Origin of the sequence: Azonexus hydrophilus DSM 23864 (genome assembly GCF_000429605.1) — a bacterium.
Lineage (GTDB): Bacteria > Pseudomonadota > Gammaproteobacteria > Burkholderiales > Rhodocyclaceae > Azonexus > Azonexus hydrophilus.
The window spans coordinates 1-16,945 of sequence record NZ_KE386926.1; the positions used below are offsets into that span (position 1 = coordinate 1).

Annotated in this window: 15 protein-coding genes; 3 read left to right on the forward strand and 12 right to left on the reverse strand. The window is 64.1% G+C overall.

Annotated features, from left to right (window positions below):
- From G471_RS17970 to G471_RS0115160, 11 genes are all read right to left on the reverse strand, one after another.
- Positions 1–857, reverse strand: an 857-nt coding sequence (locus G471_RS17970; RefSeq protein WP_043421902.1) for a retention module-containing protein, incomplete at its 3' end; no start/stop codon positions are given.
- A 107-nt stretch (positions 858–964) separates the two neighbouring features.
- On the reverse strand, positions 965–1,579 hold the full coding sequence (locus G471_RS17975; RefSeq protein ID WP_051295537.1) for a helix-turn-helix transcriptional regulator: 615 nt from the start codon (positions 1,577–1,579) through the stop codon (positions 965–967).
- On the reverse strand, positions 1,579–2,994 hold the full coding sequence (locus G471_RS0115120) for an HlyD family type I secretion periplasmic adaptor subunit (RefSeq protein WP_028996072.1): 1,416 nt from the start codon (positions 2,992–2,994) through the stop codon (positions 1,579–1,581). The genes G471_RS17975 and G471_RS0115120 overlap by 1 nt, the downstream gene beginning before the upstream one ends.
- Positions 2,991–5,156 (reverse strand): type I secretion system permease/ATPase, encoded by a 2,166-nt coding sequence (locus G471_RS0115125; protein WP_028996073.1) that lies wholly within the window; start codon positions 5,154–5,156, stop codon positions 2,991–2,993. The genes G471_RS0115120 and G471_RS0115125 overlap by 4 nt, the downstream gene beginning before the upstream one ends.
- Positions 5,157–5,262: 106 nt before the next feature.
- Positions 5,263–6,534, reverse strand: coding sequence for a 6-phosphofructokinase (locus G471_RS0115130; RefSeq protein ID WP_028996074.1), 1,272 nt, complete (start codon positions 6,532–6,534; stop codon positions 5,263–5,265).
- A 4-nt stretch (positions 6,535–6,538) separates the two neighbouring features.
- Positions 6,539–7,192, reverse strand: coding sequence for an adenylate kinase (adk, locus tag G471_RS0115135; protein ID WP_028996075.1), 654 nt, complete (start codon positions 7,190–7,192; stop codon positions 6,539–6,541).
- A 73-nt stretch (positions 7,193–7,265) separates the two neighbouring features.
- Positions 7,266–8,048 (reverse strand): 3-deoxy-manno-octulosonate cytidylyltransferase, encoded by a 783-nt coding sequence (gene kdsB / locus G471_RS0115140; protein WP_028996076.1) that lies wholly within the window; start codon positions 8,046–8,048, stop codon positions 7,266–7,268.
- Entirely contained in the window at positions 8,048–8,224 is a 177-nt protein-coding gene (locus G471_RS0115145) for a Trm112 family protein (RefSeq protein ID WP_028996077.1), read from the reverse strand. The genes kdsB and G471_RS0115145 overlap by 1 nt, the downstream gene beginning before the upstream one ends.
- Complete coding sequence (gene lpxK, locus G471_RS0115150; protein WP_051295538.1) at positions 8,205–9,212, reverse strand: tetraacyldisaccharide 4'-kinase; 1,008 nt, start codon at positions 9,210–9,212, stop codon at positions 8,205–8,207. The genes G471_RS0115145 and lpxK overlap by 20 nt, the downstream gene beginning before the upstream one ends.
- Entirely contained in the window at positions 9,212–9,628 is a 417-nt protein-coding gene (locus G471_RS0115155; RefSeq protein ID WP_028996079.1) for an ExbD/TolR family protein, read from the reverse strand. Before G471_RS0115155 ends, lpxK begins: the two co-directional genes overlap by 1 nt.
- Before the next feature lie 3 nt (positions 9,629–9,631).
- Positions 9,632–10,237, reverse strand: coding sequence for a MotA/TolQ/ExbB proton channel family protein (locus G471_RS0115160; RefSeq protein ID WP_028996080.1), 606 nt, complete (start codon positions 10,235–10,237; stop codon positions 9,632–9,634).
- 285 nt (positions 10,238–10,522) lie between these two features.
- Between G471_RS0115160 and xseA the strand changes: the two genes are divergently transcribed.
- From xseA to G471_RS17980, 3 genes are all read left to right on the forward strand, one after another.
- Positions 10,523–11,746, forward strand: coding sequence for an exodeoxyribonuclease VII large subunit (gene xseA, locus G471_RS0115165; protein WP_028996081.1), 1,224 nt, complete (start codon positions 10,523–10,525; stop codon positions 11,744–11,746).
- Between the two features lie 37 nt (positions 11,747–11,783).
- Complete coding sequence (locus G471_RS0115170; RefSeq protein WP_028996082.1) at positions 11,784–12,371, forward strand: superoxide dismutase; 588 nt, start codon at positions 11,784–11,786, stop codon at positions 12,369–12,371.
- 95 nt (positions 12,372–12,466) lie between these two features.
- Positions 12,467–16,222, forward strand: coding sequence for an ATP-binding protein (locus G471_RS17980; RefSeq protein ID WP_043421905.1), 3,756 nt, complete (start codon positions 12,467–12,469; stop codon positions 16,220–16,222).
- A gap of 7 nt (positions 16,223–16,229) precedes the next feature.
- On the opposite strand, the gene G471_RS17985 is transcribed toward G471_RS17980, so the two are convergent.
- Positions 16,230–16,673 carry an SET domain-containing protein-lysine N-methyltransferase gene (locus tag G471_RS17985; protein ID WP_051295539.1) on the reverse strand — a complete coding sequence of 148 codons (444 nt, stop codon included), beginning with the start codon at positions 16,671–16,673 and terminating at the stop codon, positions 16,230–16,232.
- Positions 16,674–16,945: the final 272 nt, after the last annotated feature.

The following is a 16,945-nucleotide window of genomic DNA, read 5'->3' on the forward strand; positions in this document are numbered from 1 at the left end:
CCCACGCCCGTGGCGCTGTTGGTCACCGTCGTTGCCGTCAGCGTGAAGGTTTCCGGGCCTTCGTACACTTGCGTCGGTTCGTCAGCCGTCGTCTGCACCGACACGTAGAACGTCGTCGTGTTGGCCGGTACCTGAACCTGACCACCCACCACCGGCGTCCATGTCGCACCGTTGTCAAACGTCACATACAGGTCGTTCGACAGGTCGCTGCCCAGCGTCGCGTCGGTGTCCGTATCCACCGCCGTGTTGCCCAGGTTCAGCGTCACCGTCGTCGGGTTCGCCGACGGGTTGCTCAGCGTCAGCGTGAAGATCGCCGTCTGGCCTTCCGACACCGTCACATTGCTCACTTCGATACCCGGCGGATCTTCCGGCAACAAACCACCCTGGAACGTATCTTCTGGGGCATTGCGCTCGGTAGCGAAGCCATACTGTTGCCCATCCACGCTTTCAACAACGCGCAGGAACTCAACAAACGAATGGCCTTCATTGCCGCTGGCCGCCTCACCGGCTGCCGGCGCTTCTGCATCGAGCAGTGCATCGAGGTCGCCGCCGTCGGCAATGACGCCGGCCAACTGATCAAAGCCGCCTCCCGAACGGGCAACCGCGCTATCCGAGGCATCCGGCTTGTCCTGGGCCGCCACTTCGGCGTCGAGCGTTACTGCCTGGCGTTCGGCGATGACCATGCTGCGACCGTCGGCCAGGGCCAGAACGACCTGGGCGCCATTGCCGGAAACAACCACCTCGCCTTCACGGATGACATCGCCGGCTTTCAGCCGACGCAGATTACCCGCGCTGTCGCGGGCATAGGCTTCACCAGTGAGGGAAGAAACTTTGGCAATAACAGCAGCTTGAGCCATGACGATACTCCAAAATGGGTAGGCGATACGTCATAGTAGGTGGCGTCAAGCAGCTTGGCTATTGGACTAAAGTACAGTTTTTCGGACTGTACCGAACGATCCGTGAATTACAGCTTAAGGCCGTTGATTTTCAAGGACAATTGCAGACGATCACGGGTACCGGTCTTGTCAAAAATGGCGGTCAGGTGAGCCTTGACGGTGCGCTCGGCAATTGACAAACGATTGGCGATTTCCTTGTTGCTTGCACCGCTGGCAACCATTGCAGCCACCTGCTTTTCCCGCTCCGAAAGCGTATCCGGCAAGGCAGCCTTGGCCGACGCAGGATTCTGATTGCTCAGGATGCGGGCCGTACGGCCGATCAATTGCTGCAACAGGTTCTGGCCGACCCACAAGCCGCCGTTACCGACCACCGCGGCAACCTGCTGTAGCACCTCGGGTGCCGCATGCGTGTTGCAGCAACCGGCCGCGCCGGCCGACAGGGCTTCGAGGATCAGCGCATCGCCCGGCTCATCGGCCAGGATCACGGTTTTTCCATTGCGGGCCAGCAGAGCAGGCAGAATCACGGTGATTGACTCCCCGGCACGCAGACGGCACCAGCGAATCGAAACATCTGCACCAGCACCGCCCTGCGCTGCCGCTCGCAACACCATCCGGGCAGCCGGCATGGCCGCCTGCCAGTTGGGCAGGAAGGCATGCTCGGTATCAACGATTTCGTATTCCATCAGCGCTCCGTCATCGCTACGCTCTTGGCCCGCAGAACCGGCTTGAGCAGATAGGTCAGCACGCTCTTCTTGCCGGTCATGATGTCAACCTCGGCCACCATGCCGGGAATGATCGGCAGGTTGGCGTCGCCGAAGCCCGGCTTGTTGGTGCGCACCCGTACCAGATAGAAGGCGTTGCCCTTGTCGTCGGTGACCGTGTCGGCACTGATGTGCTCCAGTGTCCCTTCCAGGCCGCCATAGATGGAGAAATCGTAGGCCGAGAACTTGACCATGGCCGGTTGTCCCGGACGCAGGAAGGCGATGTCGCGCGGCAGCACCCGAGCTTCGAGCAGCAGGGCATCTTCGAGCGGCACGATTTCGATCATGTCCTTGCCCGGCTGGACGACACCGCCGACGGTATTCACCAGCAAACGCTTGACGATACCCTTGACCGGCGAGCGGATCGACGACTGCTTGACCCGGTCGGACAGGGCAACACTACCCTCGGCCAGCCCGCTGAGCTTGGTGGTCGACTCGGAGAGCTCGCGGCCCGCATCGTTACGGAAGCTGAGTTCAACTTCCTCGATCTTGCGCTTGGCTTCATTGATGGCAGCCTGCACCCGGGTAATCTGGGCAGAAGCCATGTCACGCTCGCCGCGATAGCGCGAGACATCACGCTCAAGACGCAGCAGTTCGACTTCGGAAATGGCACCGGAATTGATCAGCGGGCGCGTCTGCGTCAATTCCTGCGAGGTCAGGTCATAGCCTTGCGCCGCCTGCGCCCGCCTGGCACTGGCTTCGTTCAGCTCCTGCTGGCGCTGGGCAAGCTGTTGCCGGGCAATCGACAGCGCCGCCTCAAGCTCGCTGCGCTTTGCGGCAAACAACTGCCCTTCCTGAATGGCGATTTCCGGCGCTTCGGCGACAACTTCTGCCGGCGGGATGAATTCGCTGCCCTCGGTAATCGCGCGCAATCGCGCCGTCCGTGCCAGCAGGCCGAGATACTGCGCCCGGTTTTCCTTGACCGACGAAACGAAACGGGTCTCATCGATCTTGATCAGGAGCTGGTCGATTTCGACGATCTCGCCCTCGCGCACCAGAATTTCGGACACTAGGCCGCCGTCGATCGACTGCAACACCTGCAATTGTTTGGACGGAATGACCCGACCCTCTCCGCGCGTCACTTCATCCAGCTGGGCTATCGCCGCCCAGACGACAAAGAGCACGAAGACCAGGCCGATCGAACGCAGCAGGAAACGCGCGCGCAGGGGTTCCTGGCGCAGCATGGCCAGATCGGCGTCGGTGGCGAAATCGACCACTTCGACGTCTTCGCGATTCGGCAGGCGGCCAAGCACCCGCTCGACCCGCGGCTTGTTGCGCAGCGCCAGCTTCTCGAGCCAGGCGTGCACCGTGGTAAAGGCTGTTTTCAGGCGGCTCACGATGCCCTCCCGATACGCCCGCTCTGCAGCGCCTGGATCACCTGATCGCGCGGTCCGTCGGCGACCACCTTGCCTTCATCGACGACGATCACTCGCGTCGCCAGATCGAGCAGGCTGTTGCGATGCGTGACGATGATCACCGTCTTGTGGGCGGCAATGCTCTTCAGACGCTGCTTGAATTGCTGTTCGGACGAAAAATCCATGGCGCTGGTCGGTTCGTCGAGCAGCAGGATCGGCGGATCCATCAGGAAGGCACGGGCAATCGCCACCCCCTGGCGCTGTCCGCCGGACAAGGAATCACCGCGCTCACCGATCATCATGTCGAAGCCATCCGGATGGCGATTGACGAAATCCGTCAGTCCGCCGGCTTCAGCCGCAGCGAGGATCGCGGCATCGTCGGCATAGGGCGCGCCGATCGAGATGTTGTCGCGCAAGGTGCCATAGAACAGGGTCACATCCTGCGCCACATAACCGATATTGCGCCGCAGGTCGGCCGGGTCGAGCTGGCGCACATCGACCCCGTCGATGCTGACCGCACCGCCGGTGGTCTGGTACAGGCCCATGATCAGTTTCTGCAGCGTCGTCTTGCCGGAGCCGATGCGACCGATGATCACCACCTTCTCGCCGGCCTTGATGTTGCAGTTGATGCCGCGCAGCGCGGAAACCTGGGTATTGGGGTAGCTGAACTCGACATCGCGGAATTCGATGTCGCCACGCAATTCGGGCCGATGAACGAAACTGGCATCAGCCGGACGCTCGACCGGATTGGCCATGACCTGCTCCAGCGAGGTCAGCGCCACCTTGGCATTGTGGTACTGCATGAGCAGGCCGACCATCTGCCCCAGCGGCGCCACTGCGCGCGACGACAGCATGGTGCAGGCGATCAGACCACCCATGCTGAGCTTGCCGTCGCCGATCAGGTAAACACCGACGATGATCACCAGGACATTGACCACCTGCTGCATTTCCATCGCGCCGTTGGTCGCCGCTGCCGACAGGAAACGCATCTGGTTGTTGATGCGGGCGACAAAGGCAACCGATTTTTCCCACTTCGCCTGCATGATGCTCTCGGCACCCTGGGTCTTGATCGTTTCGAGGGCCGTCAGGCTTTCGATCAGCGTGGCATTGCGCAAGGCACCGGCCCGATAGGTCGTTTCCGACAATTCGTGCATCTTGTGCTGCAGGACGTAGGCGTACACCAGCACGACCAGCATGGCGCCAAGCACCGGGAACAGCAGCGGCCAGGCAATCATGCCGATGACCAGCAGGAAGAGCATGGCAAACGGCAGGTCGATCAGTGTCGTCACTGTCGCCGAAGTAATGAAATCGCGCACCGATTCGAAAGAACGCAGGTTCGAAGCAAACGAACCGACCGCCGCCGGCCGCGCTTCCATGCGCACACCAAGGACTCGCTCCATGATGCGGGCCGACAGCTGCATGTCGATACGCGCACTGGCCAGATCGATGAAATAACCGCGCAAAGTCCGCAACACCATGTCCACCGCGATCACGATGCCGACGCCAAGCGCCAGCATCCACAGCGTTTCCAGCGCCCGGTTCGGCACCACCCGGTCATAGACGTTCATGGTGAACAACGGCAACGACAGGGCCATCACGTTGATCAGCAGCGCCGCCGCCAGCACATCGCGATAGACCGGCCACTGATCGGCCAAAGCCCCCCAGAACCAATGGCGCAGCTTGACTTCGCCAACCTGCGGCGTGCGTTTGTCGAAACGGAAATGCGGGCGGGCAAAGATGGCGACGCCGAGATAGCGCGCGGCCAGTTCGGCGCGGGGCATCACCACCGAGCCCTGGCCAGTATCCGGAAACAGCAGGCGGGCGTTCTCGCCACTATCGTCCCAACCGAGCAGGACACAGGCTTCGTCGCCCTTGAGCATCAACACCGCCGGCAACAGCACCTCATCGATACTGTCCAGCGAACGCTTGACCAGCTTGGCCGACAGACCGGCGCGCCCGGCCGCACGCCAGAACAAGGATGGCGTCAACAAACCATTTTCCAGCGGCAAGCCGGCGACCAGCGCCGCACGCGTGCTCGGCCTGCCGTGGATACGGGTCAATTCGACCAGGCAGTCGAGCAGTGGATCGTGGTGCATCAGATCCTCCCGCAGACCACTGACGGCCGCCTCACCTGAAATACTCATTTACTCCGCCTGCTTTCTGATATTTCCGACGATTCTAACCTTCGCTTCCGTCACAATTGCAAAACATTGCAAAGGACTGCTAAAACAATAGCATTTGCATATCAAGTCACGGTACGAAATCCGGCAAAACCCGTGACACACGATGATTGGCCAGACGCACGTAATCGGGCAAGCCCCTGCGGAAAGGCGGCGGGTCTTCGCCTTCGATCAAGGGCTGCAGATAGGTCCGGCAGGCCTCGGTGATGTGAAAGCCATCGACCGAAATGAATTCGGCCGGCATCCGGTGTTCCTTGTTGGCCACGGCACTCAGCGGCACTTCGCCGATTTCCCAGCGGTAGGGACGATCGGAAAGACGCTGCAAGGTCAGCATGATGTTGTTGCTGCCACGCACCGCCCGATCGACTGCGGCAACGCCGAGTGCATGCGCCTGCTCGACGTCGGTGCCGGACGCCAGGTGACGCGCCGCCCGCTGCAGATAATCGGCCAGCGCCAGGTGATATTTGTGGCCAAAACGGGCGTGAATCAGTTCGCCGATGAAGCGCCCGACGCCGCCGGCCCGGGTATGACTGGGCAAATCGTCGAAACTGCGCCCGCCAATCTCGCAGCCGCCGTCATCACACAAACCCTCGGCGACGGCGATGGCGCAGTAGCCATGACGCTGCACGCATTCATCGACCCGCGCCAGGAAACGCTCGGCATCGAACCTGACCTCGGGAAACAGCAGGATATGCGGGGGATCGCCTTCCTTCTCGCTGGCCAGACCGGCAGCGGCGGCGATCCAGCCGGCGTGGCGACCCATCGCCTCGAGGATGAAGACGCGGGTCGAGGTACGTGCCATCGACGCCACGTCGAAACCGGCCTCGCGCATCGAGGTGGCGACGTATTTGGCCACCGAGCCGAAACCCGGACAGGTGTCGGTCAGCGCCAGATCGTTGTCCACGGTCTTGGGAATGCCGATCACCGTCAGCGGATGACCGAGTTCGGCCAGCGTCTGCGACAGGTGCCAGGCGGCGCCCATCGAGCCGTCGCCGCCGTTGAAGAAGAAATAGCCGATCTCGTGGGCGCGAAAAACCTCGACCAGGCGCTCGAAATGCGCCCGATGCGTGCTCAGCGGACCGAGATGGAAGCGGCTGGAACCGAAAGCGCCGCCCGGACTGTAGCGCAGGCGGGCAATATCCTCGTCGGACTCGCGGCTGGTATCGATCAGGTCTTCGGTCAGCGCGCCAAGAATACCGTCGTGGCCGGCGTAGACCTTGCCGATCCGTTGCGGATGCAGCAAATGCAAACGGCGCGCTTCCTGGATCAGGCCGCACGCCGTTGCGTTGATCACGGCGGTAACGCCTCCCGACTGCGCGTAGAAGGCATTGTTCGCCGTCATGGATTTACTTCAGGGCGTTGAAGACCGCCTTGGTGATGTCGTCGACCGAACCGACACCGGCAATCTTGCGCACCTTCGGTGCCGCGGCATCGCCTTCAGCTGCCCACTTGCCGTAGAACTCGACCAGCGGCTTGGTCTGCGAGTGATAGACATCGAGACGCTTCTTGACGGTTTCTTCCTTGTCGTCGTCGCGCTGGACCAGATCCTCACCGGTGACATCGTCCTTGCCTTCAACCTTGGGCGGATTGAACTTGACATGGTAGGTGCGGCCCGACGGCAGGTGGGCGCGGCGGCCGGCCATGCGTTCGATGATGTCGCTGTCCGGCACGTCGATTTCGAGCACGAATTCGATCGGCACGCCGGCATCCTTCATCGCCTGCGCTTGCGGAATGGTGCGCGGGAAACCGTCGAACAGGTAACCGTTCTTGCAGTCGTCCTGGGTCAGGCGATCCTTGACCATGCCGATGATCACGGCGTCCGGCACCAGGCCGCCCGCGTCCATGTGCTTCTTGGCTTCCAGACCCAGCGGGGTACCCGCCTTGACCTGGGCGCGCAGCATGTCGCCGGTGGAAATCTGCGGGATGCCGAATTCCTTCGAGATGAAGGTGGCTTGCGTACCCTTGCCGGCGCCGGGTGCGCCCAAAAGAATCAGTTTCATGGAAAATCCCTCTGGTTACGTATGAAAATTCTTGTTGTCGGCTGTTGTGGCGCCGTTCTCTAGACGGTCGAAGTTACCTGCTTATTTCCGCCCGGTCAAACAGTTTGCGCATCCTCTCGGCGTCCTCCGGGGTATCCACGCCGGGGGCCGGCGCCGCGTCGACCAGGGCGACGCTGATCCGGTAACCATGCCATAGCGCACGCAATTGCTCGAGCGCTTCGAAGCTTTCGGTCGGCGCCACGGACAGGCCGGCATAAGCCTTCAGGAAGCTCGCCCGGTAGGCGTACAGCCCAACGTGACGATACGCCGGAAAATCCGCCGGCAGGCTGGCACCGCCGCCCTCGCGGGCGAAATGATCGCGGGCGTAGGGAATCGGCGCCCGCGAAAAATAGGCGGCATCGCCGTCGGCCCGCAACACCACCTTGACCACATTGGGATTGAAGAAATCGGCCGGATCGGCAATCGGATGGGCAACGGTAGCGATGTCGGCACCGCTGACCGCCAGCTGGCGGGCGGTGTGGACGATGATTTCCGGCTCGATCAGCGGCTCGTCACCCTGAACATTGACGACGATGGTGTCGTTGCTCCAGCCGCGCTGGGCGACAACTTCGGCCAGCCGGTCGGTGCCGGTCGCATGATCGCTGCGCGTCATCAGCGCGGCGAATTCGTGGGCTTCGCAGGCGGCCCGCACCTCGGCATGATCGGTGGCCACCCAGATTTCCTCGGCACCGGACAGGTGCGCCCGTTCGGCCACGCGCACGACCATCGGCTTGCCACCAAGATCGAGCAGCGGTTTGCCGGGCAGCCGGCTCGACGCAAAACGCGCCGGGATGACAACCTTGAAGGCCGGCGTGATCACGCTTCGTCGGCGCCCAGCTGGCGCGCCTCGTCTTCGAGCATCACCGGGATGTCGTCGCGGATCGGATACGCCAGCTTGCACGGCTTGCAGACCAGCTCCTGCGCCGCTTTACGGTGTTCGAGGGGGCCCTTGCAGACCGGGCAAACGAGAATTTCAAGCAATCGGGCGTCCACGCAGCTTCTCCACTATCAAATCGGTCAATGCCGACGACACGTCGGCCTCGACGGGCAGCACCCAGGCCTCCCCCGTCGTCAGTCCAGCACATTTTACTGCATCCTTCTCGGTCATCAGCAGCACGGTGTCGTCGCCGAAGCGCAAGTCGGCCGCGACATAGGCGTGATGATCGGCAAAGGGGTGGGCGACAAACTCAAGCCCCAGCCCCTGCAGCGTCGCAAAAAATCGCTGCGGATCGCCGATACCGGCCAGCGCGTGCAATTTCCTGCCGCGCAGCGCGGCTGCCGGGCAGCGTTGTGCCGGCTCGTTCAGGCGCCAGAATTCACCAGGCTGCAGACGCATGGCGAAGGCCGGCGTGCGGCCAGCCAGGCACTGCGCCGCAAAATCGTTGCCGATCACCGCATCGACCGACGCCAGGCGCCGCAAGGGCTCGCGCAACGGTCCCAGCGGCAGGCGCCAGCCGTTGCCGGCGCCGCGCCGATCGAACACCGCCAGCTCGACATCGCGGGCCAGGCGGTAATGCTGCAAACCATCGTCACACAACACCACATCGACTTCCGGATGGGCTGCCAGCAGCGCCTTGCCGGCCGCCGCCCGATCCCGGCCGACCCATACCGGCACACCGCTGCGCCGGGCGAGCAGCACGGGCTCGTCGCCAGTTTCCTGCGCCGGTGAGTGCGGCATGACCGGCCGCGCTGCGCCAGCGGCGGCGCCGTAGCCGCGACTGACGATACCCGGACACCAGCCACGCGCCCGCAGTTCGCCGGCCAGCCACAGGGTCAGCGGGGTTTTGCCGGCACCGCCGACGATCAGATTGCCCACCACCACCACCGGTACCGGCAGGCGTACCGGCCTGGCATGGCGACGACGCCAGGCAGCGGCCGCGACGAAGAGCAGATTCACCGGCAGCAGCAAGGGCAGCAAAAGCCACAACGCCGGCGTCAGCCGGCGTTGGAACCACTGTCGCTGCAACCAGCGGGCCAGCATCACTGCGCCGACTGGGTGGCGAAGGAAATATGCGGATAACCGGCCGACTGCGCCGCCTGCATCACATCGACAACGCTCTGGTGAGTCGCCTTGGCATCGGCGTTGATGACGATCACCGGCTCGGCGCGATTGCCGGCCGCCTGCTGCAGCGCGACGGAAATCGCGGCAACGTCGGTGGTCGCCAGCGGCACCTTGTTGACCAGGATCTGGCCACCGGCCGTCACCGCCACGTCGATTTCGTTCGGCTGCTTGTTCTCCTGGCTGGACTCGGCCGTCGGCAGATTGATTTCCAGACCGGAGAATTTCGAGTAGGTGGTCGTCAACATCAGGAAGATGATGATCACCAGCAGCACGTCGATCATCGGAATCAGGTTGATTTCCGGCTCTTCCCGGCCGCGTCCGCGCTGAAAATTCATGACTTACTTCCGGTCGCCGTGCATCACTTCGACCAGGCGCACCGCCTGCTGCTCCATCTCGACGACGAAACCGTCGACCAGGGCGCGGAAGTGACGCCAGAAGATCATGCTCGGGATGGCGATGAAGATACCGAAGCCGGTGTTGTACAGGGCGATCGAGATACCGTGCGCCAGCTGTTGCGGGCTGCCGGTTCCCGGCGCCTGCGAGGCGAAGATCTCGATCATCCCGACCACCGTGCCGAACAGGCCCATCAGCGGGCTGATCGAGGCGATGGTCCCGAGCGTCGTCAGGTAACGATTGAGTTCATGGGCAACCGCCGAGCCGGCCTCCTCAATCGATTCCTTCATGATCTCGCGGGAATTGTTGACATTGCGCAGGCCGGCGGCCAGCACCTGACCCAGTGGCGAGTGCCGATTCAGTTCGTCAAGCAGCTTGCTGTTGTCGGCACCGCGACGAAATTCCCCGACGGCCCGCTGCAACAAACCGGGCGGAACAATCTTGGCACGACGCAAGGCGATAGAACGTTCGATGATCAGCGCCACCGAGATGACCGAAGCCAACAACAAGGGCCAGATGGGCCAGCCGGCCGCTTTGACGATTTCAAACACGTGACATTGTCCTTGAGGAGAATTCAGTCCGCAATTCTGCCTCCCCATCGCCCCCGGGGCAAGCCTGACGAATTCCCGGCCCTGCCGGCGCTTATCCCCAGAAGCTGTGGATAAGTCTGTGGAACAACTGTGCCCACTCGCCGCAAACCCGCAAAAAACAAGGATTTCCCTTACCCTGCCAAAAAACGAGGCATAAAATTAAAACGCTTAATATTCAACATCTTAAATACTATCAAAAATGTCAAGCGTCTATCACTGCGCCAAAAGCCCGGGTAGAATCCGCCCATGCCCGAGACCACACTCCCTGTCAATAACTCTGTTCTCAGCGTCAGCACGCTCAACCGTCTGGTGCGCGACTGCCTGGAGTCCGCCTTTCCCCTGAGCTGGGTCGGCGGCGAAATTTCCAACCTGACTTACGCCGCCTCCGGACACGTCTATTTCTCGCTCAAGGATGCCGGCGCCCAGGTGCGCTGCGTGATGTGGCGCAGCCGCGCACAGACCCTCGGCTGGCGGCTGGAGAACGGCCAGAAGGTCGAGGCCAGGGCACTGGTCTCGTTTTACGAGCCACGCGGCGAGTTCCAGCTGAACATCGAAGCCATCCGCCGCGCCGGCCAGGGTGACCTGTTCGAACGCTTCCTGCGGCTCAAGGCGCAACTGGAAGCCGAAGGCCTGTTCGATCCCTGCCGCAAGCGTCCGCTGCCAAGTTTCCCGCCGCGCCTGGCCATCGTCACCAGCCCGCAGGCCGCCGCCCTGCGTGACGTGCTCAGCACCCTGCACCGACGCGCACCGCATGTCGCCATCAGCCTGTTCCCCACCCCGGTCCAGGGCGACGGCGCCGGCCCGCGCATTGCTGCCGCCATCGCCGCAGCCGCGGCCAGCGATTGCGCCGCCATCATCCTCTGTCGCGGCGGTGGCAGCATCGAAGATATGTGGGCCTTCAACGAGGAATGCGTCGCCCGCGCCATCGTCGCCAGTCGCCTGCCGGTGATCAGCGGCGTCGGCCACGAAACCGACTTCACCATTGCCGACTTCGCCGCCGACCATCGCGCCGCCACCCCCACCGCCGCGGCCGAACAGGCCGCGCCGGAACGCCAGCAGCAGCTGGCCCTGCTCGCCCGGCAGCAGCAACGCCTGCAGCAACTCGGCCAGCGCCGTCTGGCTGACCGCCAGCAGGCGCTCGACTGGCTGCGCAGTCGGCTGGTGCATCCGGCCGAACGCATCGAGCGACAGCGCCAGACCATCCACGAGCTTGCCCGGCGCCTGCAACAGGCCGGCCAATGGCAATCCACGCGCCGACAGATGAAACTAAATGCCCTGAACGGCAGTCTGAAGCAACTCGATCCGCTTGCCGTGCTGTCGCGAGGCTACGCGCTGGTCACCGGCCCGGACGGCCGCGCCCTGCGCGACGGCACCTCGGTCAGTACCGGCGACAATCTGGATATCCGGCTGGCAAGCGGACGCCTCGCTGCCGCCGTGACGCAGATTGTGGCACCATCGCAAGCTGACTAGAATTTTGCTTTACCCCTCAAACACAACGGAGAAAACAATGGAACATCAACTGCCCGCCCTGCCGTACGCCAAGGACGCCCTGGCCCCGCACATGTCGGCCGAGACCTTCGACTACCACTACAGCAAGCACCACAACGCCTACGTGGTTAACCTGAACAACCTGATCAAGGGCACCGAGTACGAAGCCCTCGACCTGGAAGCCATCGTCAAGAAAGCACCGGCTGGCGGCATCTACAACAACGCCGCGCAGGTGTGGAACCACACCTTCTTCTGGAACTGCATGAAGCCGAACGGCGGCGGCGCCCCGAGCGGCGCCCTGGCTGCCGCCATCGACGCCAAGTGGGGTTCGCTGGACGCTTTCAAGACCGCCTTCCAGACCTCGGCCGTCGGCAACTTCGGTTCCGGCTGGACCTGGCTGGTGAAGAAGGCCGACGGTTCGCTCGACATCGTCAACATGGGCGCCGCCGGCACCCCGCTGACCACCGGCGACAAGGCCCTGCTCTGCGTCGACGTCTGGGAACACGCCTACTACATCGACTACCGCAACCTGCGTCCGAAGTTCGTTGAAACCTTCCTGAACAATCTGGTTAACTGGTCGTTCGCGGAAGCCAATTTCGCCGGCTAAGCCACTGCCAACGCAATCCCCGGGGAGACAAGAGCTCCCCCTTTTTTTGCCCGCCCGCCGGGCGACAAAGCCACCTCTCCCGCCCGACGGCAACGATGAACGCACCCGCCAGCGCCAGTCCCGAAACGCAACTGAAGATCCAGCTTCTCGGCAAGGTTTCGCTCAGCCTGGACGGCGTCGAGCACGGCAATTTCGCCTACGACAAGATCCGCGCCCTGCTCGGCTACCTGGCCGCCGCGCCGGGCCAGTGGTTTCGCCGCGACGCGCTGGCCGAACTGCTGTGGCCCAACGCCAGCGGCGAAGCGGCACGGATCAGCCTTCGCCGCGCCCTCTACGAGCTGCGCCAACTGTTCGAGACAATCGGCATCGACCCGCTCCAGGCCAACCGCAACTCGATCGGCTTCTTCCCCGACCGGCGAGTCAGCATCGATCTCGTCGAATTCATCGCCGACGCGCCGGGCGACCACGAGACGACGGCCGCGATGCAGGCGCTGGCCAGACAAGCCGCGCTGTACTGGGGCAATTTCCTCGAAGGCGTGCAGGTCGCCGATTCGGCAGAGTTCGACCACTGGCTCCAGGTCCGCCGCGAAGCGCTGCTGCAGCGGGCGATCGGCATGCTCGACCGGCTCGTCGCCTGGCATGCCCGCCAGGGCCAGCGCGAGGCCGCGATCCGCCACGTCCGGCGCAAGCTCGAACTGACGCCGTGGATCGAGGCCAATTACTGCCAGCTGATGGAACTGCTGGCCGAAGACGGCCACTACGGCCAGATCTGGCAGACCTATCTCGACTGCCAGCGCTACCTGCAGCGGGAAATGGGCCTGGAACCGGAAAGCCGGACCACAGAACTGGCCCAGCGCCTGTGCCGCGAACAGGCCATTCCCCCACAGCAACCGGCGCGCGTGCTCCAGCGCAGTCCGCTGACCGTACTCGCCTGCCGCATCTCGCCGCCAGACGGCGCCGCCAGCGAGGACTATTTCTCCGAACTGGCTGCCGCCGCCGGCAGCGTCCGCGATGTCGTCCAGCGGCACAACGGGCGTTTTTCGGCAATCCACGCCAACCTGTTGATTGGCTACTTCGGCTTTCCGAAAGCCCGCGAGCAAGCCGCCCGCGAAGCGATCAACGCTGCCCTGGAAACCCGTGCCTGCATTTCCAGCTTTTCCCGCATCGAATGCCGCCAGGCACTGCATCGGGGACTGAGTCTGCTCGACGAGCGCTACGCCTTTCCCGACGTCGATGGCGGCATCAGCCAGCAGGCCATCGCCATGCTCGGCAAAGTCCAGCGCAACGATATCCACGTCTCGCCCGGGATGTTCGAACAGATTCGCGAGCACATCGGCGGCCAGCCTGTGGACGATGGCAACATCCGCATCCGCGAACGGCGCGAGCGCCCCCTGACCCGACGCCGGGCGCTCAGCCACCCGCTGGTCGGCCGCCGCCAGGAAATGCATTTCCTGCTCGAATGCTGGCGCGACGCGGCCAATCTCGGCATCGCCTGCGTCCAGATCACCGGCGAACCCGGCATCGGCAAATCGCGCCTGCTGCAAGCCCTGGTTCGCCAGCTGCGCAGCCGCGGCGCGCGCGCCAGTACCCTGCACTGCCTGCCGGAAACCCAGCACGCACCCTACCAGCCGATTGCCGCCGCGCTGACCAGAATGCTGCGTGACGACGCCAACCAGCCCCAAGCCGAACGCCAGGCTCGCCTGAAGAAACGAATCGAGCGTGGCCCGGGTTTTCTTGCCGATCATGCCGAAGTCATCCAGCGCCTGCTCGGCCTGCCCTCCGCCCTCGACGCCATCAGCGACGGGCAACAGCTGACCGGACGCATCGAAGACGGCATCAGCCGCCTGCTTGACGACATGACCGAAGGCGAACCCTGGCTGCTGGTCGTCGAAGACACCCACTGGTGCGACAGCGAAACCCTGGCACTGCTGCGCCGGCTGGCTAGCGAACGTTGGCGCCGGCGCCGGCAGCCGCTGCTGATCGTCACCACCTCGCGCCACCCCGAACACATCGGCGACTACGCACCGCAACTGGCCCTCGCCGCGCTGCCCGGGGAAGAAACCGCCGAACTCGCCCGCAGCCTGGTCAACGACAGCCTCGACGCAGCCCGCATCGCCGATGTCGTCCGGCGTTCGGACGGCGTCCCGCTCTACGTCGAACAGCTGCTCTACGCCTTCGACCAGGGACTGGCCGAGGAGGGCATTCCCGGCAACCTGCACGACCTCCTCGCAACCCGGATCGACGCCCAGGGACGTCATCGCAAGCTGGCCCAGCAAGCCGCGGTGATCGGCCGGGAGTTCGAGCCGCAGCTGCTCGCCGCGCTCTGGGACGATACCGAGGAAAACCTCCACGCCGGCCTGGCCGCCCTGCGCAGCAACGGACTGATCACCGCCAGCCAGACCCTGCCGTCGTTCCGTCACGCGTTGATCCGCGATGCCGCGCTGCAGTCGATTCCCAACGAGGAAAGGCGGCGCATCCGCCTACGCCTGGCGCGGGTATTGCGATCGCAGTTCAGCGAAAGGGTCAATCGCCATCCCGAACTGCTGGCCATCCATCTGGACGACGGCGAAGCCCCGGAAACCGCCGCCACCTGGCTGGCAGCCGGGCACCGAGCCGCCGGCGCCTCGCTGCAGCAGCAGGCCGCGCATTTCTTCCGCAACGGCCTGGCGGCGCTGCGCTTCATCGGCGACGCCCGACAAGCGCGCGAAACCGAGTTTCACCTCCGCGTCGGCCTGGGCACCGCGCTGCTTGCCACCCAGGGTTACGGCAATGCCGAAAGCCGCGAACTGCTGGCCGGGGCGCTCGCACTCTCCGACCGCCTGGGCAGCGACATCGAGGTCATCCGCGTACTCTGGGGCCTCTGGCTGGGTGGTCGCTCGACCGGCTCGACCGAACATCCGCTGGCACTGGCCCGACACCTCGAGCAGGCAGCCCGCGGCAGCGAAGATCCGGGCATCCGCCTGCAAGTAGCCTACGCCTACGGCAACAACTATTTCTGGCTGGCCCGCTACGACGAAGCCAGGAGCCACCTCGAAACCGCCATCGAGTTCGGACGGGTGGACGATGGCGGGCAACGGATCGAACGCTTCGGTGAAAACAGCGCCGTACCGGCCCGCGCCTTCCTGTCCTGGATCGAGTGGATCGAAGGACGTCCGGCACTGGCGCTGGCGCAAGCCGACGCCGCCATTGCCGAGGCCCGCGCCTGCAAGCACGCGCACACGCTGGCCTTCGCCCTGACCTTTGCCGCCGTGCTCGGCAAGCACCTGCGCCGTCCCGAGCTGGCTGGCCAACACCTCGGCGAACTCGCCGAACTGGCACAAAGCAACGGCCTGCAGCTCTGGCAGGCAACCGCCGCCCTGGTCACCGGCTGGGTCCGTTGCGCCACCGGCGACGACAGCGGCCTGGCCTTCATCGAACAGGCTGCCGAGGCGGCGCACCGTGCGATGTCCGCGGTCGAGGCGACCTTCCTGGCCTTCTGGCTCGACGCCCTGCACCTGCTCGGACGCCTTGACGAAGCCGAACAGCTGGCGGCCCGCTGCATGAGCGTCATCGTCCACACCCAGGACAACTACCTGATTCCGGAAATACGCCGCATTCAGGGCGAAATCCAGCTCGCCCGCGGCAGCGCCGGGCGCCCGACGGCACTCGCGCTATTTGGCGAAGCCCTGGAACAGGCCCGCGAACAGGGTGCGACGATACTGGCGCTGCGCGCCGCCAGCAGTCTGGTCCGCCACAGCCCTTCGCCGGACAACCGGGCAATCTTGCGCCACTGGCTGTCCCGCTGCGATCAGGAAATCGACATTCCCGACCTGGTCGAGGCAAAGGCCCTGCTGGACCAAATGCCCCATTGACCGCTGCTCAGCTGTCGGCAGGCGTATCCGGGCAAGGCAGCACATCGTGCTGGGCAAACCAGCGCTCGCCCTCGCAGGCGGCGCCGCCGCCGGGTGCGCTGTAGTTGATCGTCAATTCCTCGCCGGCCTCGATCCGTCGCGCCGCCAGGAAAACGATGGCGTTGTTCTCGACATCGCCGCGGTAAACCATGTTCGCCGGATTGGCATGGTTGTACAGACTGCCGTAGCCGAGGGCCAGGGCCTGCAGCGATGCGCCGCCGGTCAGGCCTTGCCAGCTGAAGGCATAGTGGGTGATTTCCACCGGCAGATCGAAATGCTTGCAATCGACCAGCACGACCGGCGACACTTCGACCAGTTCGCCCGGCAGGAATACCTTCCCGGCAAAGACCCCGCGCCCCCTGGCGGTCCCGGTCTGCGCCACATGGATCGTCGGTGGCAAGACTTTTTTCACGCAAGAACTCCGCAAAAATACGCAAGCGGGCTGCCTGCAGCAGGCAGCCCGGGTAAGGGCCAGACGAGCTGGCCGCGTCAAGAATAACCGATCCCCTCGCCTCAGGCCGCGCCCGGACGCCCCGCGCCCTTGCCACCGTCGATCGGCGGCGGTAGCGGAATCTTCAGATCAATCGGGGCGGCATTCGCACCCCCCTTGCCAGCATCCGAGCCCTTACCGCCGTCGATCGGTGGTGGCAACGGAATCTTCAGGTCAATCGGAGCGGCATTCGC

Excerpts from the sequence above, each read along its gene's own strand:
- G471_RS17975 (WP_051295537.1), bottom strand. The coding sequence starts at position 1,579 with ATGGAATACGAAATCGTTGATACCGAGCATGCCTTCCTGCCCAACTGG.
- G471_RS0115125 (WP_028996073.1), bottom strand. The coding sequence starts at position 5,156 with ATGAGTATTTCAGGTGAGGCGGCCGTCAGTGGTCTGCGGGAGGATCTG.
- G471_RS0115130 (WP_028996074.1), bottom strand. The coding sequence starts at position 6,534 with ATGACGGCGAACAATGCCTTCTACGCGCAGTCGGGAGGCGTTACCGCC.
- adk (WP_028996075.1), bottom strand. The coding sequence starts at position 7,192 with ATGAAACTGATTCTTTTGGGCGCACCCGGCGCCGGCAAGGGTACGCAA.
- lpxK (WP_051295538.1), bottom strand. The coding sequence starts at position 9,212 with ATGCTGGCCCGCTGGTTGCAGCGACAGTGGTTCCAACGCCGGCTGACG.
- G471_RS0115155 (WP_028996079.1), bottom strand. The coding sequence starts at position 9,628 with ATGAATTTTCAGCGCGGACGCGGCCGGGAAGAGCCGGAAATCAACCTG.
- xseA (WP_028996081.1), top strand. The coding sequence starts at position 10,523 with ATGCCCGAGACCACACTCCCTGTCAATAACTCTGTTCTCAGCGTCAGC.
- G471_RS0115170 (WP_028996082.1), top strand. The coding sequence starts at position 11,784 with ATGGAACATCAACTGCCCGCCCTGCCGTACGCCAAGGACGCCCTGGCC.
- G471_RS17980 (WP_043421905.1), top strand. The coding sequence starts at position 12,467 with ATGAACGCACCCGCCAGCGCCAGTCCCGAAACGCAACTGAAGATCCAG.